Annotated in this window: 25 protein-coding genes and 1 pseudogene; 14 read left to right on the top strand and 12 right to left on the bottom strand. The window is 55.9% G+C overall.

What is annotated here, in order from left to right:
• Positions 1-96: 96 nt before the first annotated feature.
• On the top strand, positions 97-1,308 hold the full coding sequence (locus tag ACA057_RS16945; RefSeq protein WP_497340616.1) for an MFS transporter: 1,212 nt from the start codon (positions 97-99) through the stop codon (positions 1,306-1,308).
• Positions 1,309-1,320: 12 nt separating this feature from the next.
• Positions 1,321-2,076, top strand: a complete 756-nt coding sequence (locus ACA057_RS16940) for an SDR family NAD(P)-dependent oxidoreductase (protein ID WP_497340614.1) — start codon at positions 1,321-1,323, stop codon at positions 2,074-2,076.
• Between the two features lie 231 nt (positions 2,077-2,307).
• On the opposite strand, the gene ACA057_RS16935 is transcribed toward ACA057_RS16940, so the two are convergent.
• The 3 genes from ACA057_RS16935 to ACA057_RS16925 form a co-directional block, all read right to left on the bottom strand.
• On the bottom strand, positions 2,308-2,847 hold the full coding sequence (locus tag ACA057_RS16935; RefSeq protein WP_497340612.1) for a cytochrome P460 family protein: 540 nt from the start codon (positions 2,845-2,847) through the stop codon (positions 2,308-2,310).
• Positions 2,848-2,981: 134 nt separating this feature from the next.
• Positions 2,982-3,755, bottom strand: a complete 774-nt coding sequence (locus ACA057_RS16930; RefSeq protein WP_497340610.1) for an alpha/beta fold hydrolase — start codon at positions 3,753-3,755, stop codon at positions 2,982-2,984.
• 431 nt (positions 3,756-4,186) lie between these two features.
• Positions 4,187-5,083, bottom strand: coding sequence for a cupin domain-containing protein (locus ACA057_RS16925; protein ID WP_497340608.1), 897 nt, complete (start codon positions 5,081-5,083; stop codon positions 4,187-4,189).
• Positions 5,084-5,342: 259 nt separating this feature from the next.
• On the opposite strand from ACA057_RS16925, the gene rclC reads away from it, so the two are divergent.
• From rclC to ACA057_RS16870, 11 genes are all read left to right on the top strand, one after another.
• Entirely contained in the window at positions 5,343-5,918 is a 576-nt protein-coding gene (gene rclC, locus ACA057_RS16920) for a reactive chlorine resistance membrane protein RclC (protein WP_497340606.1), read from the top strand.
• 259 nt (positions 5,919-6,177) lie between these two features.
• Positions 6,178-6,411, top strand: a complete 234-nt coding sequence (locus ACA057_RS16915; protein ID WP_497340604.1) for a hypothetical protein — start codon at positions 6,178-6,180, stop codon at positions 6,409-6,411.
• Positions 6,412-6,457: 46 nt separating this feature from the next.
• Positions 6,458-7,819, top strand: coding sequence for a glutathione-disulfide reductase (gene gorA, locus ACA057_RS16910; RefSeq protein WP_497340602.1), 1,362 nt, complete (start codon positions 6,458-6,460; stop codon positions 7,817-7,819).
• 43 nt (positions 7,820-7,862) lie between these two features.
• Positions 7,863-8,486, top strand: a complete 624-nt coding sequence (locus ACA057_RS16905; RefSeq protein WP_497340600.1) for a ferric reductase-like transmembrane domain-containing protein — start codon at positions 7,863-7,865, stop codon at positions 8,484-8,486.
• 407 nt (positions 8,487-8,893) lie between these two features.
• Positions 8,894-9,778, top strand: a complete 885-nt coding sequence (gene cynR / locus ACA057_RS16900) for a transcriptional regulator CynR (RefSeq protein ID WP_497340598.1) — start codon at positions 8,894-8,896, stop codon at positions 9,776-9,778.
• 140 nt (positions 9,779-9,918) lie between these two features.
• Positions 9,919-10,548, top strand: coding sequence for a glutathione S-transferase family protein (locus ACA057_RS16895; RefSeq protein WP_497340596.1), 630 nt, complete (start codon positions 9,919-9,921; stop codon positions 10,546-10,548).
• Positions 10,549-10,752: 204 nt separating this feature from the next.
• Positions 10,753-11,673, top strand: coding sequence for a LysR family transcriptional regulator (locus ACA057_RS16890; RefSeq protein WP_497340594.1), 921 nt, complete (start codon positions 10,753-10,755; stop codon positions 11,671-11,673).
• The gene (locus ACA057_RS16885) at positions 11,673-12,584 is read left to right on the top strand and encodes a LysR family transcriptional regulator (RefSeq protein WP_497340592.1); all 912 of its coding nucleotides are present in this window, start codon (positions 11,673-11,675) and stop codon (positions 12,582-12,584) included. Before ACA057_RS16890 ends, ACA057_RS16885 begins: the two co-directional genes overlap by 1 nt.
• Before the next feature lie 121 nt (positions 12,585-12,705).
• On the top strand, positions 12,706-13,329 hold the full coding sequence (locus tag ACA057_RS16880) for a DJ-1/PfpI family protein (protein WP_497340590.1): 624 nt from the start codon (positions 12,706-12,708) through the stop codon (positions 13,327-13,329).
• A 100-nt stretch (positions 13,330-13,429) separates the two neighbouring features.
• The gene (locus ACA057_RS16875; protein ID WP_497340588.1) at positions 13,430-14,110 is read left to right on the top strand and encodes a glutathione S-transferase family protein; all 681 of its coding nucleotides are present in this window, start codon (positions 13,430-13,432) and stop codon (positions 14,108-14,110) included.
• Between the two features lie 194 nt (positions 14,111-14,304).
• Positions 14,305-16,377 carry a 2Fe-2S iron-sulfur cluster-binding protein gene (locus ACA057_RS16870; protein ID WP_497340586.1) on the top strand — a complete coding sequence of 691 codons (2,073 nt, stop codon included), beginning with the start codon at positions 14,305-14,307 and terminating at the stop codon, positions 16,375-16,377.
• A gap of 17 nt (positions 16,378-16,394) precedes the next feature.
• Here the strand turns inward: ACA057_RS16870 and grxC are convergent, their stop codons facing one another.
• From grxC to cynS, 4 genes are all read right to left on the bottom strand, one after another.
• Positions 16,395-16,658, bottom strand: a complete 264-nt coding sequence (gene grxC, locus ACA057_RS16865) for a glutaredoxin 3 (RefSeq protein WP_075944497.1) — start codon at positions 16,656-16,658, stop codon at positions 16,395-16,397.
• Between the two features lie 30 nt (positions 16,659-16,688).
• Complete coding sequence (locus ACA057_RS16860) at positions 16,689-17,351, bottom strand: carbonic anhydrase (protein WP_497340583.1); 663 nt, start codon at positions 17,349-17,351, stop codon at positions 16,689-16,691.
• A gap of 37 nt (positions 17,352-17,388) precedes the next feature.
• The gene (locus ACA057_RS16855; protein ID WP_497340581.1) at positions 17,389-17,637 is read right to left on the bottom strand and encodes a DUF2790 domain-containing protein; all 249 of its coding nucleotides are present in this window, start codon (positions 17,635-17,637) and stop codon (positions 17,389-17,391) included.
• Positions 17,638-17,741: 104 nt separating this feature from the next.
• Complete coding sequence (cynS, locus tag ACA057_RS16850) at positions 17,742-18,209, bottom strand: cyanase (protein WP_110962439.1); 468 nt, start codon at positions 18,207-18,209, stop codon at positions 17,742-17,744.
• Positions 18,210-18,360: 151 nt separating this feature from the next.
• Here cynS and ACA057_RS16845 point away from each other — a divergent pair, with 151 nt between their 5' ends.
• On the top strand, positions 18,361-18,903 hold the full coding sequence (locus ACA057_RS16845) for a hypothetical protein (RefSeq protein WP_497340579.1): 543 nt from the start codon (positions 18,361-18,363) through the stop codon (positions 18,901-18,903).
• Between the two features lie 99 nt (positions 18,904-19,002).
• Here the strand turns inward: ACA057_RS16845 and ACA057_RS16840 are convergent, their stop codons facing one another.
• The 5 genes and pseudogenes from ACA057_RS16840 to ACA057_RS16820 form a co-directional block, all read right to left on the bottom strand.
• Complete coding sequence (locus tag ACA057_RS16840) at positions 19,003-19,362, bottom strand: YMGG-like glycine zipper-containing protein (protein ID WP_497340577.1); 360 nt, start codon at positions 19,360-19,362, stop codon at positions 19,003-19,005.
• A 114-nt stretch (positions 19,363-19,476) separates the two neighbouring features.
• Positions 19,477-20,076 (bottom strand): NAD(P)H:quinone oxidoreductase, encoded by a 600-nt coding sequence (wrbA, locus tag ACA057_RS16835; protein ID WP_497349936.1) that lies wholly within the window; start codon positions 20,074-20,076, stop codon positions 19,477-19,479.
• A gap of 43 nt (positions 20,077-20,119) precedes the next feature.
• On the bottom strand, positions 20,120-20,596 hold the full coding sequence (locus tag ACA057_RS16830) for a nuclear transport factor 2 family protein (protein ID WP_497340575.1): 477 nt from the start codon (positions 20,594-20,596) through the stop codon (positions 20,120-20,122).
• Positions 20,597-20,775: 179 nt separating this feature from the next.
• Positions 20,776-20,934: pseudogene (locus ACA057_RS16825) on the bottom strand (carbonic anhydrase); the annotation flags it as partial.
• A 216-nt stretch (positions 20,935-21,150) separates the two neighbouring features.
• On the bottom strand, positions 21,151-22,098 hold the full coding sequence (locus tag ACA057_RS16820; protein ID WP_497340573.1) for a LysR substrate-binding domain-containing protein: 948 nt from the start codon (positions 22,096-22,098) through the stop codon (positions 21,151-21,153).
• Positions 22,099-22,343: the final 245 nt, after the last annotated feature.

Genomic DNA, 22,343 nt, shown 5'->3' with positions numbered 1-22,343 from the left:
AGAAAAAATACAGATCGTTACTGAATCTGTTGACTCTGGTTCTGGTTATCAATACCGTGCGTTATCATAACGATCGGTATTTAATAGAGCCTTTCCATGCCTTCATCCTGCGAGAACGTAGAACGTCCACCGACAACTTGGCAGGCTTGGCTGGCCGTTCTCTCGGTCGCCGCGGGTACATTCCTGCTGGTCACCAGTGAGTTTTTACCGATAGGCCTCCTGACACCGATAGCAGACAGTCTCGATATCACCAAAGGAATCGCCGGCCTGAGCGTCACTACTCCAGGCTTCGTCGCTGCGTTCGCAGCTCCTGCTTTGACATTGCTGGCGGGGCGTCTGGATCGCCGCTTGATGCTGTTCTGCATGACCGTGCTGATTTGCGTGTCGAACCTGATCGTCGCATTCGCAAGTGACGTGACACTGCTGTTAGTAGGGCGGGTATTTCTAGGCGTGGCAGTTGGTGGCTTCTGGACGTTTGCCGTATCCGCGGGTCGAAGGCTCGTCCCACACGCATCAGGTGCTCGTGCTACCGCTCTGATTTCAGCGGGCATATCGATCGGCATGATTCTCGGCGTTCCAGCCGGATCCCAAATCGGCGAGTGGCTGGGCTGGCGCCAGGCATTTTTGGCAAATGCAGGGTTGGGGATGATTGTGCTGATGAGCCAGCTGGTGTTGGTGCCCTCTTTACCGGTCCATCAGTCCATTGGTCTTCACCATTTGCGCGCCTTGTTTACCGTCACGCAGGCACGGCTGGGCTTGCTGGCCACGCTGTTTCTCTTCGCTGGGCAATTCGCTGGCTACACCTATTTGGAACCGTTTCTGAAAACGTTCACGGGTGTCGATCAGTTGACCCTGACTCGCTTGCTTTTCACCTATGGCCTATTCGGCATTGCCGGAAATTTCTTTGCCGAAATAGCAGCTGACAAAAGCATTCGCCGAGCGTTCATCGCTATGTCGGTGTTGTTGGGAACCACCATTTTGCTCGGCGGATTACTCGTGCAGGGCCCTCTGTCCGCTTACCTGTTCTCGGCAGTATGGGGCTTCGCTTTTGGCGCGATCCCGGTATGTATGCAGATCTGGATGTACCAAGCCGCTCCCGACAATTACGAAAGCGGTGCCGCACTTTTTGTGAGCGTTGCCCAAATCGCGCTGGCATTTGGCGCTTTCAGCGGTGGACTGATGATCGAATCGATAGGGCCTAGCGACACACTGATTGTCGCCGGGGTGCTCTGTTTGATCGCTGCGTTGCTGCTAGATGGCCTGAGCAAAGATTCGAAAACCAAACCCATCGTTATACCCACGAAGTAGAGAAGGTGTTCCATGAGCAAGATTTTCACCGGCAAGGTTGTACTGATTACCGGCGGTTCCCGCGGTCTTGGCGCTGCCACTGCACGGGCGTTCGCTGACGAAGGCGCCGATGTCGCAATCACCTATGTCGAGTCCGAAGGAAAGGCGTTGTCGGTAGTGGCTGATCTAGAGTCGAGAGGCGTCAAGGCCCGTGCGATCAAGGCAGATCAAGGCGCCCCTGAAACAGCCGATGCATTGATGGCAGAGGTGGTCGAATACTTCGGCCGACTCGATGTTTTGGTGAACAACGCAGCCGTGGCCTGGCAAGGCAAGACGCTGGACGACCCGAGCATCGACAACGATGCAATGGATCGCCAATGGACAATCAACGTCGCAGGTGTGGTCGCCAATATCAGGGCCGCAGTGAAGTATCTGCCAGAAGGCGGTCGCATCGTTTCAGTTGGTTCCGGTCTCGGTACCCGTGCCGGATTTCCTGGAACTGCTGACTACGCCGCCACCAAGGCCGCTGTAATTGGCTACTCGAAGGGTGCCGCCCGCGATTTGGGGGCACGCAACATTACGGTCAACGTCGTCCAGGCAGGCCTGATGGCTACAGACATGGCTGCTGCCTCGAAAGATGGTTTGCCACCAAGCCTTATGGATGTACATGCCATTCGCCGCATGGCGACCGTCGAAGAAGTTGCAGCGGGTATCTTGTTCCTGGCGGGACCAACAGCCAGTTACATCACCGGCTCCGTGTTGGATGTGAACGGCGGCTACCTCGCCTGATTCATAGGTCGAGTTGTTTCGACCAACTTCAAGTGGTTGCGCTGCTCAAACGATCGATCGGGCGGCGCATACGCTGTGTAGGAAGTGACACTTGGAATACCAGATGATACAGAGCCAGTTCCCAAATGCGCCTAATGGGATAGAGAGAAGACCAAGCCCCTGTTGAAAATTTAAGCAGTCCTCGCATCGATTGGCACCAGTCTAGTGAAGGTTGTTCCCGAGCTGGATCGGCTATTCGGAATATTTCGTGAAGATCAGGTCCGTCGCAGGGGGCAATTTCGTATGGCAAGCGAAGCAGCCATTGATGATCTTTTCACTGGGATTGGGCTTGCCGTTTTCAAACTGCCCGTAACCCCATCCGCCTGTACTGGCGTAACGCTTGGAGTCTTTGACTTCGATCTGGACGTTCGTGGGCTCGCCCGCGATGAAAGACTGGTCTCGACCAAACACAGCATTGTTTTGCGCGGAGGATTCATATTTATAAGCGAGTCGAGCGATGATAGTGCCATCTGGAAATGGAAGAGTCCCATCCCTAAACGCTTTCATGGCGACATCATTTCCCAGAATTACACGGATGTCAGGTTTATCACCTTCTTCATGAGCAATGCTGACAAATTGCCAGTTCCGGTAGCCCGGTGGGAGTGTCACACCGAAAACTGGCGATCCCTCTGCGGCTGGACCAGGGGTTGAATCAGCGGATGCAACAATAGAGAAAGCTAGCCCGCAGAGAATACTGGCGGTCGCGGTTAGAACGAGCACTTTTGAAGTCATCACAAACTCTCCAACGATGAGTGTACGCAGTTTTGTCGACTACATTGTCGAGGGTCTGCAAGTGCATCCGGCCTTTCGGCCAGATGCTGGTTGAACGGAAGCCGCGACCGTTCCGTGACGGTTGCAAGCAATCGTCATTTGGCAGTGGCAGCCGCTTCAATCAGGCTGGCAACGACCTTCGGATTGGACACCATCACGACATGAGACGCGCCTTTGACCGCCACGGTCTGTTTGGCATGCGCTCGTTCAGCCATGAACGCCTGGGCTTGCGCAGGGATGTTCTTGTCCTTGTCACCGTAAACGAACCATGAAGGAATGGTTTTCCACGCGGGTTCGCTCGACTTTTCGTTGAGCGCCGCTGCGGTCACAGGGCGTTGGGTCGCAGCCATCACCTTGGCGTCGGCGTTCGATACGTCCGCGGCAAACTGATCGTGAAACTTGTCCTGTTGGATATAGAGGTCCTTACCACCGTCGGCCAATTCAACCGGTGATGCCAGGGTTGGGCCAAGCGTGTTACCTGGGAAGCGACCTGCCAGGTCTGCGGTGGACTCACCTGCATCGGGTGCAATAGCAGCGACGTAAACCAAGGCTTTGACGTTGGCATTTCCGTAGGCAGCTTCGCTGATGACCGGACCGCCATAAGAGTGCCCAACCAAGACGATTGGAGTCTTGATGCTCGCCAACACATCAGCTACCGACTGTGCGTCACCCTTGAGCGAGCGCAGTGGGTTGGAGGCTGCAATTACCGGATATCCATCCTTTTCCAGAATTTTTACCACACCGTTCCAACTGCTGGAGTCGGCGAAGGCGCCGTGCACCAACACAACGGTTGGTTTGACCGGAGCGGCCATTGCCGCGGTCGAACTGATCATTGCTGCGAGAGCAAGCCCTGCAAGTAGCTGTTTCATCGAGTGTTCCTGTGTATAGAAGATTGACGCAGTCAGGTAAATTTGACACGGGTGCAGAACCGCCTGCCCACAGGTCATCGAGCACCGATCTGCAACCTGTTACGAATGGATCGACTGCGTGGATCATGGTCTGCTTGTATCAATGGCGTGAGAACGACCAAAAAGAACAATCTAATATTTCACTCTCTGAAATGGCCGGGGGTTGAGCGTTGATACGTCGATTGCCTTCTTACTGGGCAATCACCTCCGACAGAGTGTTTCCTCTCTCGATCGGGGCTTTATCACGCAGAGTCTGGATATAGCGACGGCCTTTCAACCGTTGCTGTTACACCGCCTGGAGAGGGCTGTAGGACGGTACGATGTTGCCTGATGGCTAAATTACGAACCCGAACTTGAGCGCACAAGCAGACGAATCGCGTCAAACAGTAGAACTAAATCCCGCGGCGCAGTTTTCCCGGTGCTTCCCCGTAAAATTCCTTGAATTTCTTGCTGAATGCCGACTGCGACTGGTACCCGACCTGCACGGCAATATCGCTCAACCCCAAATGAGAGTGGCGCAGCAGATTGAACGCCATTTCCATACGAACCCGAGTCAACAGCACCCAGGGTGATGCGCCTGCCACGCGTGCAAAGGCGCGCAGAAATGTTGCGCGGGACATGCTCGCCATTTCCGCCAGTCCTTCAACGGTCCACTCGAATGCAGGGTCGGCCAACATGGCCTGCCACGCGCGTCCAAGGCGTTTATCGCTGAGCAAGGCGATTGAGCCGGTGGTCTGGCCATCGCTTGCCAGGTGCGCTCGCAGGATCAAGGTGAACAACGCCTGGGATAGCGCGTCGAGCATGAATCTGGAGCAGACCTGGTCGCCGTCCGCTTCACCGCGCAGCATTTCCACCAGCGCAGGCAACTGCCCAGCGGCGGTGGGCGGGATGACCAGGTATTCGGGCAATGCGGCGAACAGCAGTGAAGTGCGATTGAAGTGAAACCCGCCACAAAGCATGTCGAAGTCGCGACTTGCCCGGCCAATACGATGCATCGGCACAACACCACCTTCGGTGACTTCCGGCACGGTCGGCGCCACGGTTTTACCAGGGCTGTGCATGACATGCGGCGCGCCACTTGGCAGCAGTAAAATGTCCCCGGCCTTCATGGGAACGCGTTGACCATCGGGAAAATCTACCCGGCACTCTCCGGCCAGCACGATGTGATAGGGCGCCTTGCCCAGGGGCTCCTGCTCATGCTCCCGCGCCCAATCCCCTTCGAACTGGCAGCGCAAATCCAGGCTGCCGCGAACATTGGCCAAGCTGATGAGTTTATCGATTGAATTCATGTTGAGTCTTTCGCAATAAAAGCTGAGCCGATTGAGCATCTGTTCGCTACGCACGCTCGAAGCGTTTGATACGCTGAAAAACCAGTCTGACATCGCGTCCACCGCAGCCTCGGCACTACAAAGTGCCGAGGCTTTTTTACGTCATTGAAGCGTGAAGGTCACGTTGAGACGATCAAGCAACAACTTGAGCATGACGAACAAAAGCACCGTTCGCCAAACCCGCAGACTAGCTCCACATTCAATGTTCTGGAGAAGTCTCATGCTCACCTCATTTACCACCTGGTTACGGTTCCTCAGCAAAGTCGATACCTTTGGCGCTTCGCTCATGCGACTGGCAATCGGCGTCGTTTTCCTGTGGATCGGCGCACTCAAATTCGTCCCCTACGAAGCCGATAGCATCACACCATTTGTCGCCAACAGCCCCTTCATGTCGTTCTTCTACGAACACCCGCAAGCGTACAAGGCTCATCTGACACATGAAGGCGAACTGAACGCGGACAAGCGCGCCTGGCAGACAGCCAACAACACCTACGGGTTCTCGACCGGTCTGGGCCTTGTCGAACTCCTGATTGGACTGTTGGTGCTGTCCAACCCGCTCTCACGACGCACCGGCTTACTCGGTGGTGCATTGGCCTTCGGTACGCCGCTGGTGACGTTGAGCTTTCTGATCACCACGCCCGAAGCCTGGGTGGGGGCTCTGGGCGACGCTCAACACGGTTTTCCCTACCTGTCCGGTGGCGGTCGCCTGGTGCTCAAAGACGTATTGATGCTGGCAGGCTCCCTTACTGTGATGGCCGACTCAGCTCGTCAGTTGCTGCGGGAAAGTCGCGCATGAATTGCTTATCGCCAAACATTGAAAAACCGATGGTTGCTCTGGCGTTTGCCACTGTGAGGCTATCAATGAGCTCGCCAGAGACGCTCATGCCGCGCCTGATCAGTATGTGCAGAGCAATACCTCACTGGATTATTTCACTCAGCACAATTAAGTCATGAGATCCCTGCTGGTTCTCTTATTGCCCCTGGATGGTGAGACTGAACCCAGAAGCAATTGACCCATTTTTGGTTAACGCAGTGTCCATTGAGGGAGTCCCCACATGATTGATGTCGCTCATTCCTGCGACGGTAACCCTTGGTTGGATACGCCAGCCATGGCTCATACCGAATACGAAGGCGGCTTTTTGCTGCCCCAATTGATGGGAGCGCTGGCTAGCGAATACAGGTCGGCTCCTGTCACGCACAGATCCAGCTCGCATCAGAACAAGGCTTCGGTCTTGACACTGTGCGCCCCGATTTTGCGTGCATTGAAACTTCGTTTTTCTCCCCTTTAACGATATTTGGCTGCATATGCGTTGTGCGACCTTGCAGAGAATTGAGATGACCTACGACTTCGATTTATTTGTGATTGGTGCAGGATCCGGCGGTGTTCGTGCAGCGAGGTTTGCCGCAGGATTCGGCGCGAAAGTGGCGGTTGCCGAGAGTCGCTACCTCGGTGGCACCTGCGTCAACGTCGGCTGTGTGCCGAAGAAACTGCTGGTCTACGGCTCCCATTTTGCCGACGACTTCGAACAGGCCGAGGGCTTTGGCTGGACCGCCGGCAAGGCGCAATTCGACTGGGAAAAATTGATCTCCAACAAGAACCGTGAGATCGAACGACTCAACGGCATTTACCGCACATTGCTGGTCAACAGTGGCGTGACCTTGCTCGAAGGTCATGCACGGCTGACCGATGCCCATCACGTCGAAATCAACGGCCAGCGTTACAGCGCCGAACGCATTCTGATTGCCACCGGTGGCTGGCCACAGATTCCGGATATTCCAGGTCGCGAGCACGCCATCACCTCGAATGAAGCATTCTTTCTCAAGCAACTGCCCAAGCGTGTATTGGTGGTCGGCGGCGGTTACATCGCCGTCGAATTTGCCGGGATCTTCAATGGCCTGGGTGCCGACACCAGCCTTCTTTACCGTGGTGATCTGTTCCTGCGCGGGTTCGATAAGTCGGTTCGAACGCACCTTGTGCAAGAGCTGACCAAACGCGGTCTGCAATTGCAGTTCAACACCGATATCGTGCAGATCGACAAACAGGCGGACGGCAGTCTGTTGGCGACGCTCAACGACGGTCGTCAACTGGAGACCGACAGCATTTTCTACGCCACTGGCCGCCGGCCCATGCTCGACAATCTGGGCCTGGAAAACACCCGCGTTGAACTCAATGACAAGGGTTACATCGACGTCAACGACAACTTCGAAACGCGCGAGCCATCGATTCTGGCATTGGGCGATGTGATCGGCCGAGTGCAACTGACCCCGGTCGCCACGGCGGAAGGCATGGCGGTCGCGCGTCGCCTGTTCAAACCCGAAGAATATCGCCCGGTGGATTACCGACACATCCCCACCGCCGTGTTCAGCCAACCCAATATCGGCACCGTTGGACTGACTGAGGAACAGGCGCTGGACAATGGCCACCCGGTAGTGATTTTCGAGAGCCGATTCAAACCGATGAAACTGACCCTCACGCAATCGTCCGAGCAGACGCTGATGAAGTTGGTGGTGGATGCTGAGACTGATCGGGTGCTGGGCGCGCACATGGTCGGCCCCGACGCCGGAGACATCATCCAGGGGTTGGCCATCGCGCTGAAAGCGGGCGCCACCAAGCGCCTGTTCGATGAAACCATCGGTGTGCATCCGACTTCAGCGGAAGAGTTTGTGACCCTGCGTACGCCTGTCTCTGGCAGATGACGGCAAACGGCCAACCCCATACATTTTTTTCAAGAGTCTTGCCATGAAAGTCCAATTACCTCGTTACGAAGGCTGGTCGCTGTTCGGTCTGCTGTGTTTGCTGATATTGGTGATGACGGCGTTGATCCTGGCGTTGAATCCAGACGTGATAGAAGGCCTGCGCAGCGCTATCCGCGCCACGGCGCGTACGTCATTTTCGCTGTTTCTCGCGGCGTTCACCGCCTCTGCATTCGCAGTTCTGATACCGTCGCCGTTTTCCAGAACGCTGGTTCGCGAGCGTCGTTTCATTGGACTGGCGTTCGCGTTCTCTCACTTGCTACATGCGATCCTGATCTACAAGTACGGTCAACTGAACACTGAATTCTGGCCCGGTCGAAGCACCCTGACCAACCTCCCTGGAACGCTTGGCTATCTGTTCATCCTGTTGATGACCTTGACGTCCTTCAAGACCACCACACGTCTGATAGGTCGCAAAACCTGGAAGGCCTTGCACGTCAGTGGGATGTGGGTGCTCGCGGTCGTGTTCACGTATTCCAACTTCAAGCGCATACCCCTGAGCGCCTGGTATGTAGTGCCGTTCGGCATCATGTTTTCGGCCATTGCGATTCGGTTGGTAGGCAAGCTCGCGCAGAAAACAAAGCGGAGTCAGGCGCGCGCTTTTGCTTGAAATTGAGTGGGATTTGAACGGAGCGGGAAGAGCGAGCATCGGATGGTCTACATTAAATGGGCTTGCCGAGGTGTACGACACCACCAACATCGGTTATAGCAACGTCTGACTGACGTTGACCTCCCTCGCGGCCTTCATGCCGCCGTAGGCCCCGTATGCCGACAAGCTTGTGCTTATCTGTCGATGACTCCGGACGCAGAGCAAGTATTTGCCATCAGTGGCTTCGCTGATTGGCGGCACCGGATTCAGGAACTGCCCAGCTTCAAAGCCACACCGCCGCAATAGGGGACTGTTGCATGGTGTTTCTCCTACCGGGTTTGCTAGGTGGCGGTTGTCAGGTTGCTCCATAGCGTCCAAGACCGATATACAATGCGGCGCATAAGTAGGGCCTATAGAGGGGGAATCCCATGCTGCTACGACACTTGCGCTATTTGTTGGCCGTCGCCGATAACGCCGGCTTCACCCGCGCCGCCGAGGCGCTGCATGTTTCCCAGCCGACCTTGTCGCAACAGATCCGGCAGTTGGAAGAGACGCTCGGCGTTGTGCTGTTCGACCGGACCTCGCGCACGGTAAAACCTACTGATGCGGGGCAGGCTTACATCGAATGTGCACGTCGCGTATTGGTTGAGTTGGAAGCTGGCAAGCGTGCATTGCACGATGTAAAGGATCTGTCCCGCGGCACCCTGCGCCTGGCCATGACACCGACGTTCATGGCGTACCTGGTAGGATCGTTGGTGCGCGACTACATGGCTCTCTATCCGAACATCCATCTGGAGATCTTTGAACTCTCCATGGCCGATATCGAAACCGGCCTGGCGGATGATTCACTGGATATCGCCATTGCGTTTGACGATGTAAGAAATGCCGACATCGAAACAATCCCGGCTTTTATTGAAACCCTGGGACTGATGGTGGGGCGGAATCATCCGTTATACGACTGTAAGGAACCGTTGACCGCCGAGCAGGTCGCTCAGCTGGACTTTGCGTTGCTGACTCCCGACTTCGCCACCCGCATCTGTATTGACGAATACTTCGCCAAGACGCAGATCACTCCCAAGGTGGTGATCGAGGTCAATTCGGTCAACACGTTGCTGGAAGTCATGCGGCACACGGCGGTCGCCACTATTCTTCCTGAACCCATCGCTACCCAGGACCGCGCCCTGCGCAAGCTCGCGCTGCTGGACAAGGGGCCTCGGCGCGGAGCCGCCTTGCTGCGGCGTAAAAACAACTATCACAGCGCGGCGTCAGTCGCCTTTAAGGAGTTGATGCTGGGCGTGCAGGTGGGTCAGTAGGTTCGGCAAAGAACTGATCATTACACGCAATGAAATGCTGGATTGTAATTGCTGGTCATTCCGCTGTTTATGAGAGGAGGGGAAGATAACTCCATCGACGCGATCACCGGGTCGAACTCACATAACAATCGGAGTACGTCATGTCCCAGCAAGCGATCAAACTTTATCGTCACCCTTTGTCTGGCCACTCTCATCGGGTCGAATTGATGCTGTCCCTGCTGGGACTGCCAACCGAACTGGTATTCGTGGATCTGATGAAGGGCGCGCACAAAGCGCCTGACTTCCTGGCGCTCAACCGCTTTGGCCAAGTGCCGGTGATCGATGACAACGGTACCGTCCTGGCAGACTCCAACGCCATCGTGGTTTATCTCGCCGCCAAATATGGCAAGGGCCAATGGCTGCCGACCGATCCGGTAGAGCAAGCCAAGGTTCAACGCTGGTTGTCGGTGGCCGCCGGTCAAATCAATTCGGGCCCTGCCACCGCGCGATTGATCACCGTGTTTGGCGCCGGTTATGACGCCGATGAAACGATCAAACGTTCTCATGCGCTGCTCAAGGTCATGGAGGAGGAGCTGGGTCAGAGCCCATTCCTGGCCGGCGACAAGCCGACCGTCGCCGATGTTGCTGCCTACACTTACGTGTCCCACGCACCGGAAGGTAACGTGGCGCTGACTGACTACCCGAATGTCCGTGCCTGGTTGAGCCGCATCGAAGGGTTGCCGAACTTCGTTGGCATGCAACGTACTGCTGTAGGCTTGCAAGAGGCTTGACTCGATTCTGAAGGCGCTTGCCGGGAGAATAATTCCGGCCAGCTCCTTTTCATTTGTTTCGCAGTTCTTCCAGGACGCTTTACGTACATGCAGCCAGCCCGACGGCGCGTGCGAAATTCGCTGTAGCCGACGATACTGGCAATCAGGCCTTCCCGCGCAAGCGGCCAGATACCTCGCTGTCCTTTCATCAAGACAGGGGCGACTATGGATCGTTTTCAAGAAATGCAGATATTCATGGCCGTAGCCGAGGAAGAAGGCTTTGCCGCCGCCGCCCGCCTGTTGAATATCTCTCCCCCCAGCGTGACTCGTGCCATCGCCGCGATGGAAGAGCGAATCGGCACACAGCTCCTTTCTCGAACCACTCGCAGCCTGCATCTTACCGAAGCGGGTCAACGCTTTCTCGAGGATTGTCGGCGAATCCTCAGTGATATCGACGAGGCGGAGGAGGCTGCTGCCGGTAGTTACTCGATACCGTGCGGGCATTTGACCGTGACCGCGTCGGTGCTGTTTGGCGAGTTGTACGTCGCGCCGCTGCTGGCCGAGTACGTGGACCAGTTTCCTTCGGTGCACCTCAATGCCTTGCTGGTGGATCGTGTCGTGAACATGGCCGACGAGGGTATTGATGTGGCCATCCGCATTGGTCATTTGCACGAGACCAATCAGCACGCCATAAAAGTCGGCGAAGTACGCCAAGTGATCTGCGGTACTCCCGATTATTTCGAACGCTACGGTAGGCCGCGTCATCCCGGTGAACTCAGTACCGCCAACATCGTCATGTCTTCGGCCAGTCATTTGCTGAGCGACTGGCAATTCGTCAACGACGGCAACGCACTGAGCTTTCGATTCGAACCGCGATTGGTAGTCACCGCCAATCAGGCCGCGATCAATATCGCCAGTCTGGGCTGGGGCGTCACGCGGGTGTTGTCCTATCAGGTGGCCAACCAGGTGGCGGCTGGCGAACTGGAATTGGTGCTGGAGGACTTCGAACCACCTGCGCTGCCCATTCAAGTGGTCTACCTCAAGAGCACCCGCATACCGGCAAAGGTTCGTACCTTCGTGGATTTTCTCGCGGATCGACTCGGCAAGGATTCGGCGCTCAAGGCTGTGGTGAAGGGGTCCAACTGATGGATCGCTACCATCAAGTGCTGATGTTCGAAGCGTTATCGGAGCATCCCAGTCTGGCTGCTGCGGCCCGTCGTCTGGAGGTGTCCGGACCTACGGTCGTTCGTGCCATTGCACGGCTGGAGGAACGTCTCGGCGTGCCGCTGTTACTTCGAAGCACCCGCGGGGTGTCGCTGACCGAGGCCGGCACCGGCTTCATGGCCGATTGTTCACGCATTCTCAGGGCCATCGAAGACGCAGAGGCTTCGGCCAAGGGCTTGCACGTTCACGCCCAAGGCAATCTCACGGTGCTGATGCCTTTGCTGTTCAGCCGTTATGTCATGACCTCGATTCTGACGGACTACATGAGTCTGTATCCCGAGGTAAAAGTCTTTGCGCAATACCATGATCGTTTTCCGAACATGAATGAAGAGGGCATCGATGTGGCGGTGCTGGTCGGCAATCTTCCGAGTTCGCAATTGATCGCACGACAGGTGGGCTATGTACGCTCGATGGTATGCAGCAGCCCTGCTTATCTGGCTACTCACGGTGAGCCCGGCGTACCGGAGGATCTGCAAAATCATCGACTCGTCGCCACCCATGCTTATCGAGACAATGTCCAGTGGGACTTCCACCACGACGGTGAGGTGAATCACCTAAAAGCCCGGACACGGATCAATTGCGCGACGGTACAGGCGGCCATCGATGCAGCCGCTCATGGCGCCGGCATTACCCGTTGTCTGAGCTATCCGTTGTACGAGTATTTGAACACTGGGCGATTGCGGCGTGTGTTGCAGCCCTATGAGTTACCGGCGCTGCCGGTGCACGTGGTGTACCGCGAAGGGCGCAAGGCCTCGATGCGGGTGCGCAGTTTTGTTGACCACATCGTCGATGGCCTGCGCGAGCATCCAGCCATGCAGCCGGATACTCCTTGATCCCAGGCATTTCAGTCAGCGAAATAGTGGATTGTATTTTGTGGTCGTTCTCTGTACCGCGGTTAAGGCGGAGCATAAGCACACACACTCTTCCATGCTGTACAGCAAAGGCTCATGACCGATGAAACGCGTGCTTATGTTACTGGCCAACGGCGTAGAGCCACTGGAAATGGCCGCTTTTACCGATGTGCTTGGCTGGGCCAACCTGTTGGGTGATTACCCTGTGGAACTGGTCAACGCCGGCCTGCGCAGAAAGATCGTGACCACCTTCGGTCTCACGCTCAATCCGGGTTTTTTATTGAGCGAACTGGACGTGAGCAGCTTCGATGCCTTGGCACTGCCGGGTGGTTTTGAACCGTCGGGTTTTTACGAGGAAGCCTTGAGCGAACCCTTCCTGGCGACCATCCGGCATTTCGTCGAAGCCGGTAAACCCGTTGCCAGCGTTTGCGTGTCTTCCGTGTGCCTGGGCGTGGCCGGCGTGCTGCGTGACAGGAACGCCACGACCTACCACCAGGAGGGCGGCAAGCGGAAAAACCAACTGTTGGAAACCGGTGCACGCTTTGTCGATCGCCCCGTGGTTGTCGATGACCAGATCATCACTTCAAGCGGGCCGGGCACTGCCACCGAAGTTGCATTCGTACTGCTCGAAAAAATAACCAGCGTCGAAAATGCCGCTTTTATCCGCAAGAAGATGCGCTTCGCCACCCCCGACCGTGATTGGTACGAAACGCCGCAAGTGCCCTGAAATGATCCGCCAACTCCGACGGCGTTCATGGCTGCCTTGAGCTGAGCACTGACGAGTATGTGGCCTAGGTTTTCATTCTGCTGCCGAAAAAGGTCACCCAATGTTCAATCTCTCCAATGCCGTCGATTACTACTACTGGCCAACCCCCAATGGGCAGAAGGTCGCCATTTTTCTTGAGGAGTTGGAACATCCCTACGTCGCGCATCCCGTCAATATCAGCAATGGTGAGCAATTTTCCACTGAGTTCACCCGAATTTCGCCCAATCAGCGCATTCCCGCGATAGTCGACAGAGAGACGGGTGTATCGGTCTTTGAGTCAGGGGCGATTTTGTTGTACCTGGCTCAGCGTCGCGGGCAATTCATCCCCGCCGATGCGAAAGGGGCGGCTGAAGTCATGCAGTGGCTGTTCTGGCAAGCGGCGAACCTGGGGCCGATAGCGGGACAGGCAGTGTTCTTCCTTAATTACGCCTCTGAACAGGTGCCGCTCGCCGTGGCTCGGTTCAGTAAAGAAACCGAACGTTTGTATGGCGTTCTGGAGCAGCAATTGAGCGAACGACCTTACGTCGCCGGCGAGTACTCCATTGCCGATATGGCGATCTATCCTTGGGTGCTGCAACATGACAAGCAAGGAATGACGCTCGATGGTTATCCTAACGTCGCCGCTTGGCTGGAAAAAATCAGTAGGCGCCCCGCAGTGGTTCGGGCCTACGCCAAAGGGGAGCAAATTCGTCCATCGGGTCAAACTGACCAAGACAGAAAAAAGCTTTATGGGCTTCCATAGCGGGGTCACTGCCCACTTGGGCGACTTCAGGTTGCTCGAGTGCGTGCAGGGTCTGTCTCAAGTTTCATGAGGTTGCAAAGCGCAGAGTTGATGATCACCGGCAACTGCGTAATAGACCCCGCTGCCGGGGATTCAACCATTCCTCGCCGGGCGGCGGGTGAAGGGCACCTGTTTACGAATGCGTAGAGGTGATCATGAATCAGTCGGACGCGCCAGGAGCATCCCCTTGGCATGCGGGTGAGCGTGAATTGCAGGAAAGTGTCGGCGTCGCCGATCAAATGGAGATATTCGGACGCAAGGTTGTACGGGACCACATGCCTGATCAGCATCGATTGTTTTACAACCAGTTGCCTTACCTGGTGGTGGGCGCGGTCGATGAACAAGGGATGCCTTGGGCCACGTTGATCGAAGGCCCCCCTGGCTTCATCCATTCGCCCGATCCGCGTGTATTGCAACTCGACCGGCTCCCCGCCGAGGGTGATCCGGTCAGGGCGGCCCTTAAGCAGGGCGCTGCGGTGGGACTGCTGGGCATTGACCTGAAGACCCGAAGGCGCAATCGCATGAACGGCAACATCAGGACCGCCTCGACAGGCGGTATTGCCGTTTCTGTGGTGCACGCTTTCGGCAACTGCCCGCAGTACATTCAGTTGCGAGGCGTTGAACCGGTCAGCCTTGGCCACGCCTCAGCCAATGTTGCGGCCGAATATCTCAGCGAACTGGATGAAGCCGCGAAATCGGCCATCAGCAAGGCCGATACTTTTTTCCTCGCCAGCTATGTCGACCTGGATGGCGATGCATCCCGGCGCTCGGTGGACGTTTCTCACCGGGGTGGCAATTCAGGTTTCGTCAGGGTCGAAGGCAACGTGCTGACGATTCCCGATTTTGCCGGCAACCTGCACTTCAACACCTTGGGTAATTTCCTGCTCAACCCGCGCGCGGGGCTGGTGTTCATCGATTTTGAAACAGGCGACATGCTGCAAGTCAGCGGGCGTACCGAAATCATTCTCGAGGGGCCGGAGATTGCTGCCTTTCAGGGGGCTGAGCGGCTCTGGACGCTGACCGTGGAACAGGTGGTCCGACGTCAGGCCGTGTTGGCCCTACGTTGGCGGTTTGAAGGTTTTTCGCCCAATAGCCTGCTGACCGGAAGTTGGGCGCAAGCTGAGGGCCGATTGCAAGCCGATAACCTGCGCGATCAGTGGCGACCGCTGCGGGTGACGCGGATCGTTGACGAGAGCAGTTCCATTCGCTCCTTCTACTTTGAACCGGCCGATGGCGCGGGCATACCTCGCTTCGAGGCTGGCCAACATCTGCCGGTGCGCTTTTGCCTTGCTGAAGGCCAGGCGCCTCTGGTCAGAACCTACAGCCTGTCGAGTGCGCCGTCGGACAGTTTTTTCCGCATCAGCGTCAAGCGTGACGGGCTCATCTCGTCGCATCTGCACGACCGCGTTAAGGTGGGGGATCTGGTTGAAGCCCGTGCCCCTCAAGGGCGCTTCACGGTGCAAGCCGATGAGCATCGTCCGTTGGTTTTGCTGGCCGCGGGCGTGGGCGTGACCCCGCTGCTGTCGATGCTGCGTGAAGTCATTTATGAAGGCGAACGTATCCGTCGTACTCGACCCACCTGGTTCATCCAAAGTGCGCGCAGCCTGGGGGAACTCGGGTTTCGCGATGAGCTTTACGAACTGGCGACCCGTGCCAAGAATAAAATTCATGCGCTGCGTCTGCTCAGTCAGCCGGAAACTCACGCTCGCGTTGGTGAGGATTTTGAGGTGGCGGGGCGGGTGGATGTCGAGCTGCTCAAGGCATTGCTGCCCCTGGACGATTACGATTTTTACTTATGTGGCCCTGGTGCTTTTACCCAGGCGCTGTACGACGGCCTGCGTCAGTTGCGTATTGGTGATGATCGTATTCACGCGGAGACTTTCGGCCCTTCGACTCTGGTTCGCCAACGGGATCATCTAACCCCGGCGGTCGAGCAGATACCCGCGGCAAGCAGCCCGGTCAAAGTGCTGTTTTCGGCGTCGGCAAAGGAAGCTCGTTGGGAGCCGGGTGGCGGGAGTTTACTGGAACTGGCCGAGAGCCGTGGCCTGAACCCGGACTTCAGTTGCCGGGGCGGATCGTGCGGTACATGCCGGACCCGATTGGTCAGTGGCCAAGTGCATTATCTGAACCTGCCGGCTGAGATGCCGGCCGAAGGAGAGGTACTGATTTGCTGTGCGGTGCCAGCGCAAGCCAAGGGGGGCGACGCCCCCCTGGTGCTGGATGTGTGAGCTGGCGTCATCGGTGCTCATCCCGCCATGCGCGGGTTGAGTACCTGGTCGATGCCGCCTTCGCTTTCAAGTTGAGCCAAGTCATCGAAGCCGCCAACGTGCCAGTTGCCGAAGAAGATCTGCGGGACGGTACGGCGACCGCTTCGGCTGACCATTTCGTTCTTCACATCGACTGAGCGTACATCGATTTCCTTGTACGCAATCCCTTTGGCATCAAGCAAGCGCTTGGCATTACGGCAGTAGGGGCAGGTCGTGGTGGTGTACATGGTGACTTCAATCATGTTGAGGACTCTCGAAAATTAGAGGCTGATTCAGGCAACAGCTTTTGCTGGACGGGCATGAACGGCAACGGTGTTCGGATACTTGACCAGTGACTTGAAGGTCTTGTTGTCGGCGTCCAGGGCGTCGATTGAACCGGTCCCGATGTCGTAGACCCAGCCATGCAGATTCACCAGACCTTTTTCCTGAGCCAGGCGCACGCTTGGATGAGTCTGAATGTTCGCCAGTTGGGCGATGACGTTTTCACGCACCATGGAACTGACTTTGGCGGCTTCACTGACGTGAGGACGGGATTCGTTGATGACTTTCGCTGACTCGGCATGTTGCAACCAACCGGCGACCGCTGGCAGGTGATCCATGCACTTGCACTTGGCGACAGCGGTCATGGCACCACAATCGGAATGGCCGCAGATCACGATATCAGTCACGCCCAGTACGGCGACGGCGTATTCGACCGTGGCCGACACGCCACCGGAGTGCGGGCTGTAGGACGGCACGATGTTGCCGGCGTTACGGATCACAAACAGTTCGCCAGGCTCTTGCTGGGTCAGCAGTTCCGGTACAACTCGGCTGTCGGAACAGGTGATAAACAACGTGCCTGGATGTTGCGTGGTGGCCAAGTGTTTGAACAGGTCAGTGCGTTGTGGAAATGCTTCTTTTTGGAACTTCAAAAAACCTTCGATGAGCGCTTTCATGATGGTTACCTTTCATTGGGTGTTGAGTAAGTGACGATCAGTTGGTGCAGCCGCTGCCGATCACGCTGTATTCCAGGATGTGGGTATCACCGTGCGAATCGCGGTAAGTCATTTGCACGGGCATCGGGCCGCAGACATCCGCCGTCGGGGTGATGTGAATCACCTTGGCGATATCCAGGTGCATGCCATACGCATAGGGAACGGCATCCGGTGCGACCACGGCTGGCTGGGCGTAGGCCGACAGCGAGGCGGTCAGGGACAGGGCGAGAAACAGAATTTTTTTCATGACGAATCCTCCATTCAAATGTGGTGATTGATCGAAAAGGGTTAAGAAATTTGTTGAAGCAGGCCCGCAAGGCTGCGGGCCGATTTACAGGTCCGGTTGCATCCTTAGAAAGGACGCAGTGGCAGGAACTTGCCATCGAGGGTGATCACTGCACGGTGACCGCCTTCCGGGTCTTCGACTTTCTTCATGTCCAGTTTGAAGTTGATCGCGCTGATGATGCCGTCGCCGAACTGTTCGTGAACCAGGGCTTTCAAGGTGGTGCCGTAGATCTGAATCATTTCGTAGAAGCGGTAGATGGTCGGATCCGTTGGAACACCCGACAGGCTGCCGCGCAGTGGGATGATTTGCAGACGGGCGACCGAGTCGGCGTCCAGGTCCAGTTTTTCGCCGATCACTTTGGCAGCGGCTTCAGGCAGCGGGTGCTGGCCGAGCAGGGCGGCGGTGACGTAAGCCAGGCCGAGGCCGGTGCCTTCAGTCACTTGTTCGAAGGACAGGTTTTTGCGCGCCTTGGCGTCAAGGATTTTCGCGGTCAGCTCAAGGCTGGTGTCGTTGTAAGCGTGGGACTGTTGCATGGTGTTTCTCCTATCGGTTTTGCTGGGTGGCGGTTGCCAGGTTTGTGTTGCTTGGGTGTGAAGCAATCTTCTGCCGTTTGCTCGATAGCGTCCAAGACCGATATACAATCCAACGCATAAGTCGTTCCTATAGATGCAGGTCAAAGTGTTCATGAACGTTGAAAACTCGGAGGCGCTGCTGTTGATCCCCAACGGCTTTCCAGTGTGGATTGACGTGGCTCAGGCAAGCATTGGAGGGGCGGGCACGGCGATGCGCTTTGTATTGCCCTTGCATGCTCACAACCTACCGTTGATGCATCGTCAGGAAACCAAACTGGTGGTGGCGCTCAAGGGCGAACTGGATATTCGTGCCGGTCGACAGCGAATTGCGTTACTTCAGGAAGGCGAGGCTATAAAACTCAACCCCGGGATCGCTCACCGCATCCATCAGTACGGAACGGTGGCGAGCACTGTCGGTGCGGTGTTATGGCCAGGTGCGGTCGAACAGGCCTTTCGAGAGCTTGCGGTGGCCGCCCTTCAAAAGACTTATCAGCGCAGCGACATGATTGAGATCCTCGCTCGTTACGATGTGGTCTGGACCACGCAATTTCATCAACATGATCCTGAATCGATAACGGTCCGGCCTTTGCGGGATTGGCTAAGCGATCTGCCAGAGGCATTGGCGAGGCTATTGGAGCTGCGATGGGGAGGGTGAAGCTTTCGCCTCGATCTGGCCGACGAGGCGAAGCTTTGTGTAAGTCGCAGAGGTAAAAGACAGGAACTGGCGCAATCTACTTCCACTGCCGTAAATTTTTCAGGGAGTAACGGCATGCAGTCGTCTGCCTTTGACACTTACCTGTTGGCCGATGGCAAACTCTTCGCGCGGAGAGCGCACGACTTGCTCTTCGCCTGTACTACTCCGAACGGTGTAAGCGCGCTCCTCCAAACCGCTGGCTGTCTGGACCTCACGGCCTCCCAGCAATCCTAATCCTGCTCCGATCAACGCGCCTAAAGGTCCGCCGACTGCACCTCCAATTAATACTCCGGTTCCTGCGCCAAAGGCGGCGCCTGCTGTGGTGTCGCCAGTTTGTGAGAGAACCTCGTCGGCTCGCGTTGTACCTGCGCTGAACAGTGAAAGTCCGACAATAACGGCTAAAACACTTAGGTTTTTCATGCTGCCTCCGAATGGCAAGCACCCGGTACCTACCATATTGATCATCATGAGCGACTGACATACATCGCTCCCTAACCTTTCTTGAACGTCAAACAACACGGATAGAGGGAAGACCTATTCCTTGAGTTTCGCTGCAATTTTTGCGACGTATTGCCCTTGGTGGCGAGCAATACCTAATTCACGCGGGTCGGGTTGGCGGGAGCCATCAGCCCCTGCAATGGTGGATGCCCCATAGGGCGTACCGCCGCCTGGTTGCGATACATCGAACAAGGCGGGATCGGAATAACCGATAGGCACAATGACCATGCCGTGATGAGCAAGTGTCGTCCACGTCGAGGTGATGGTCATCTCTTGGCCACCGCCAGTACCTGTTGATGTAAATACACTGGCGACCTTGCCAACCAGTGCTCCGCTAGCCCATAGGCCGCCAGTCTGATCGAGGAAGTTGCGCATCTGTCCTGACATGTTGCCAAAGCGGGTAGGCGTGCCAAAGATGATGGCGTCGTATCCAGATAACTCGGCAGGACTGGCTATGGGAGCCGCCTGGTCAGTCTTGCCATGTGCCGCTTTGAAAGCTTCAGGATCCATGAGTTCGGGAACGCGCTTCACAGTGACCTCTACGCCTGGAACACTTCGAGCGCCCTCGGCCACATGCTGCGCCATCGTTTCAATGTGGCCATACATCGAATGATAGAGAACCAGTAATTTGACCATCTTCACTTCCTCTTTCACTGCATCGATTGGCATACGGCGCTCGTTACAGGCCCAAATCAGAGAGTCCAGGATGATCGTCAGGGCGACGGCCTAGCGGCCAGCGAAATTTTCGCTCCGACTCTTTGATTGGCATGTCATTGACGCAGGCGAAGCGATGGGCCATCAAGCCGTTTTCTGCGAACTCCCAATTCTCGTTTCCGTAAGAGCGATACCAGTTACCTGAGTCATCGTGCCATTCGTAGGCGTAACGCACAGCGATGCGGTTATCGGTAAAAGCCCACAGCTCTTTGATCAGTCGGTAGTCCAGTTCTTTGTTCCATTTGCGTGTCAAGAATGCTGCGGCCTCGGCCCGGTTTACCGCGAAGTCGACGCGATTGCGCCACCGGGTATCGGGTGTGTAGGCGAGTGAAACTTTTTCTGCATCGCGGGAGTTCCAGCCATCCTCTGCAAGCCGGACTTTGAGAATTGCCGATTCGCGATCGAAAGGGGGGAGTGGTGGACGGGTTTCAGATTCAGGCATGATTTTCACTCCGTACGTGTGGGGACATCGTGGTCGAGCAGGCAATGTGCTCAGGGAGCTGGTGAGCCCTATGCCGTTGTTTCCGGAAACTCCGCCAATGGAACGAATATGTTGGTTCTGCCATCGAGCGCGACGATGGACCCTGTTCCGATGTCATAGACCCAACCCTGCAGATACAGCTCTTGCTGTGTAAGCAACTCCGGAATGACGCTACTGTCGGAGCAGGTGATAAATAAAGTTTCTGGGTTTTGGGTCATGGTGAGCTGTTTGAAAAGGTCCATTCGCTTCGGAAAAACTTGTTTTTGAAACTTGATGAAGCCTTCGATGAGTGCTTTTATGTGCAAGTTTCGGCGTTCAGCGCGAAGACCGATGTTAGAGGCCTGGCTAAATACCGTCCAAGAACAAGAGGGAGTAATGATTTATTTGTTATATAGGATAAATCTAATGCTGTTGAACTTTTATGCTGCCTGCGTATGACTTAAGGTGAGTCGTGTCTTTGCTCTTCAATTACTGAAATAATCAGGCTTGGTGAGCCTGGACTATTGACGGAAATTTTAAGCCGCTTCTTTTTTTGCACTTATTTCGAGCAATGTTCCACTTTTTTCGCTCAAATAATCAGCAATGCGGGAGCGTAACCAACGCTCCCCTGGATCGTTATCCAGCGTGGAGCTCCATGACATGGATAGATCAAGGGCCGGTAGACTCATTGGAACGGGGTCTGCACGTAAACCACCTTGCCGCGTCATGGCTTTGGCGACGTAATCGGGTACGACGGCCAACATCTGCGTGTCCTCAAGCAGTGTTTTAAGTGCGCTAAATTGCGGAACAGCCAGGACGATCTGACGTTGCCGCCCCAAGGATCCCAACGCTCGGTCAATGTAATCGGACGCTTCGCCGTTGACCGAAACAGAGACGTGTGGGCGATTACAGTACTCGTTGAGGTCCAGAGGCCCCGCCATGGTGTTGGCACTTAAAACAGTGGGGCGGATGCTGCGCAGGAATTTTCGTTTGGCATTGGCGGGAAGTTCGCGGCAATGGCACACACCCAGTGACACTTCGCCTGTAGCCAGCTGGTTGGCCAGCAATGAATGGTCGGTACGGCGCACGACGAAACTGACTTGAGGCGCTTCCATACGCAGTTGGCGAAGCAGGCCTGGCAGCAAGGAATACTCCACATCATCGGAAAGTCCAATTCTGAAGACGTTGGTACTGGTCGTGGGGTCAAATTCGCTCATGTTGCTCAGCGCAGCCGCCATGGTGTCCAGCGCAGGAGTCAACGTGAGTTGTATTTCAAATGCTCTGCTCGTGGGCTCCATGGTTCTACCCATCCGAATGAACAGCGGATCATCGAAAAACTGACGCAACCGATTCAAGGAAGCACTGATTGCCGATTGACAGAGAAATAATTTCTCACCCGCACGGGTAAGATTTCGTTCGTGCATCAACGTTTCGAAAACGATCAAAAGACCGAAGTCGATTTTGCGAAGATCGTTTCTATTCATTGTCATCACCCAAAGGGTTGCGGCCCGTCATTGTGCTTCGGTGCGCAAAGAGCGATGTTCAAAGGACATCTGACTCATTGCCTGTGAGCCTCTAAGCGGACGGTAATAACCCAATCAATTAAACAGCTTTGGAGGCCTGTATTTAATTGAAATGCCGCTGTCGTTGGCTTGGTTGTATAGTGATTGATGATGGCTTGATTAGCACTTCTACGTAGGTTTGATTTATCTAAGGTGTAAGTGGTAGC

Source organism: Pseudomonas sp. LBUM1661 (assembly GCF_059695925.1).
Note: the sequence above shows the minus strand (reverse complement) of the source record. Positions and strands in the feature narration are given on the sequence as shown.

Bases quoted from the DNA above. Each gene is read 5' to 3' on its own strand.
- ACA057_RS16890 (WP_497340594.1), top strand. From the start codon at position 10,753: ATGGATCGTTTTCAAGAAATGCAGATATTCATGGCCGTAGCCGAGGAA.
- ACA057_RS16925 (WP_497340608.1), bottom strand. From the start codon at position 5,083: ATGAATTCAATCGATAAACTCATCAGCTTGGCCAATGTTCGCGGCAGC.
- ACA057_RS16840 (WP_497340577.1), bottom strand. From the start codon at position 19,362: ATGAAAAACCTAAGTGTTTTAGCCGTTATTGTCGGACTTTCACTGTTC.
- ACA057_RS16880 (WP_497340590.1), top strand. From the start codon at position 12,706: ATGAAACGCGTGCTTATGTTACTGGCCAACGGCGTAGAGCCACTGGAA.
- ACA057_RS16860 (WP_497340583.1), bottom strand. From the start codon at position 17,351: ATGAAAGCGCTCATCGAAGGTTTTTTGAAGTTCCAAAAAGAAGCATTT.
- ACA057_RS16915 (WP_497340604.1), top strand. From the start codon at position 6,178: ATGATTGATGTCGCTCATTCCTGCGACGGTAACCCTTGGTTGGATACG.
- ACA057_RS16830 (WP_497340575.1), bottom strand. From the start codon at position 20,596: ATGCCTGAATCTGAAACCCGTCCACCACTCCCCCCTTTCGATCGCGAA.
- ACA057_RS16845 (WP_497340579.1), top strand. From the start codon at position 18,361: ATGAACGTTGAAAACTCGGAGGCGCTGCTGTTGATCCCCAACGGCTTT.
- ACA057_RS16940 (WP_497340614.1), top strand. From the start codon at position 1,321: ATGAGCAAGATTTTCACCGGCAAGGTTGTACTGATTACCGGCGGTTCC.
- ACA057_RS16870 (WP_497340586.1), top strand. From the start codon at position 14,305: ATGAATCAGTCGGACGCGCCAGGAGCATCCCCTTGGCATGCGGGTGAG.
- gorA (WP_497340602.1), top strand. From the start codon at position 6,458: ATGACCTACGACTTCGATTTATTTGTGATTGGTGCAGGATCCGGCGGT.
- ACA057_RS16875 (WP_497340588.1), top strand. From the start codon at position 13,430: ATGTTCAATCTCTCCAATGCCGTCGATTACTACTACTGGCCAACCCCC.
- ACA057_RS16935 (WP_497340612.1), bottom strand. From the start codon at position 2,847: ATGACTTCAAAAGTGCTCGTTCTAACCGCGACCGCCAGTATTCTCTGC.
- ACA057_RS16895 (WP_497340596.1), top strand. From the start codon at position 9,919: ATGTCCCAGCAAGCGATCAAACTTTATCGTCACCCTTTGTCTGGCCAC.
- ACA057_RS16930 (WP_497340610.1), bottom strand. From the start codon at position 3,755: ATGAAACAGCTACTTGCAGGGCTTGCTCTCGCAGCAATGATCAGTTCG.
- ACA057_RS16905 (WP_497340600.1), top strand. From the start codon at position 7,863: ATGAAAGTCCAATTACCTCGTTACGAAGGCTGGTCGCTGTTCGGTCTG.
- wrbA (WP_497349936.1), bottom strand. From the start codon at position 20,076: ATGGTCAAATTACTGGTTCTCTATCATTCGATGTATGGCCACATTGAA.
- ACA057_RS16885 (WP_497340592.1), top strand. From the start codon at position 11,673: ATGGATCGCTACCATCAAGTGCTGATGTTCGAAGCGTTATCGGAGCAT.
- cynR (WP_497340598.1), top strand. From the start codon at position 8,894: ATGCTGCTACGACACTTGCGCTATTTGTTGGCCGTCGCCGATAACGCC.
- ACA057_RS16945 (WP_497340616.1), top strand. From the start codon at position 97: ATGCCTTCATCCTGCGAGAACGTAGAACGTCCACCGACAACTTGGCAG.
- ACA057_RS16820 (WP_497340573.1), bottom strand. From the start codon at position 22,098: ATGAATAGAAACGATCTTCGCAAAATCGACTTCGGTCTTTTGATCGTT.
- cynS (WP_110962439.1), bottom strand. From the start codon at position 18,209: ATGCAACAGTCCCACGCTTACAACGACACCAGCCTTGAGCTGACCGCG.
- rclC (WP_497340606.1), top strand. From the start codon at position 5,343: ATGCTCACCTCATTTACCACCTGGTTACGGTTCCTCAGCAAAGTCGAT.
- grxC (WP_075944497.1), bottom strand. From the start codon at position 16,658: ATGATTGAAGTCACCATGTACACCACCACGACCTGCCCCTACTGCCGT.
- ACA057_RS16855 (WP_497340581.1), bottom strand. From the start codon at position 17,637: ATGAAAAAAATTCTGTTTCTCGCCCTGTCCCTGACCGCCTCGCTGTCG.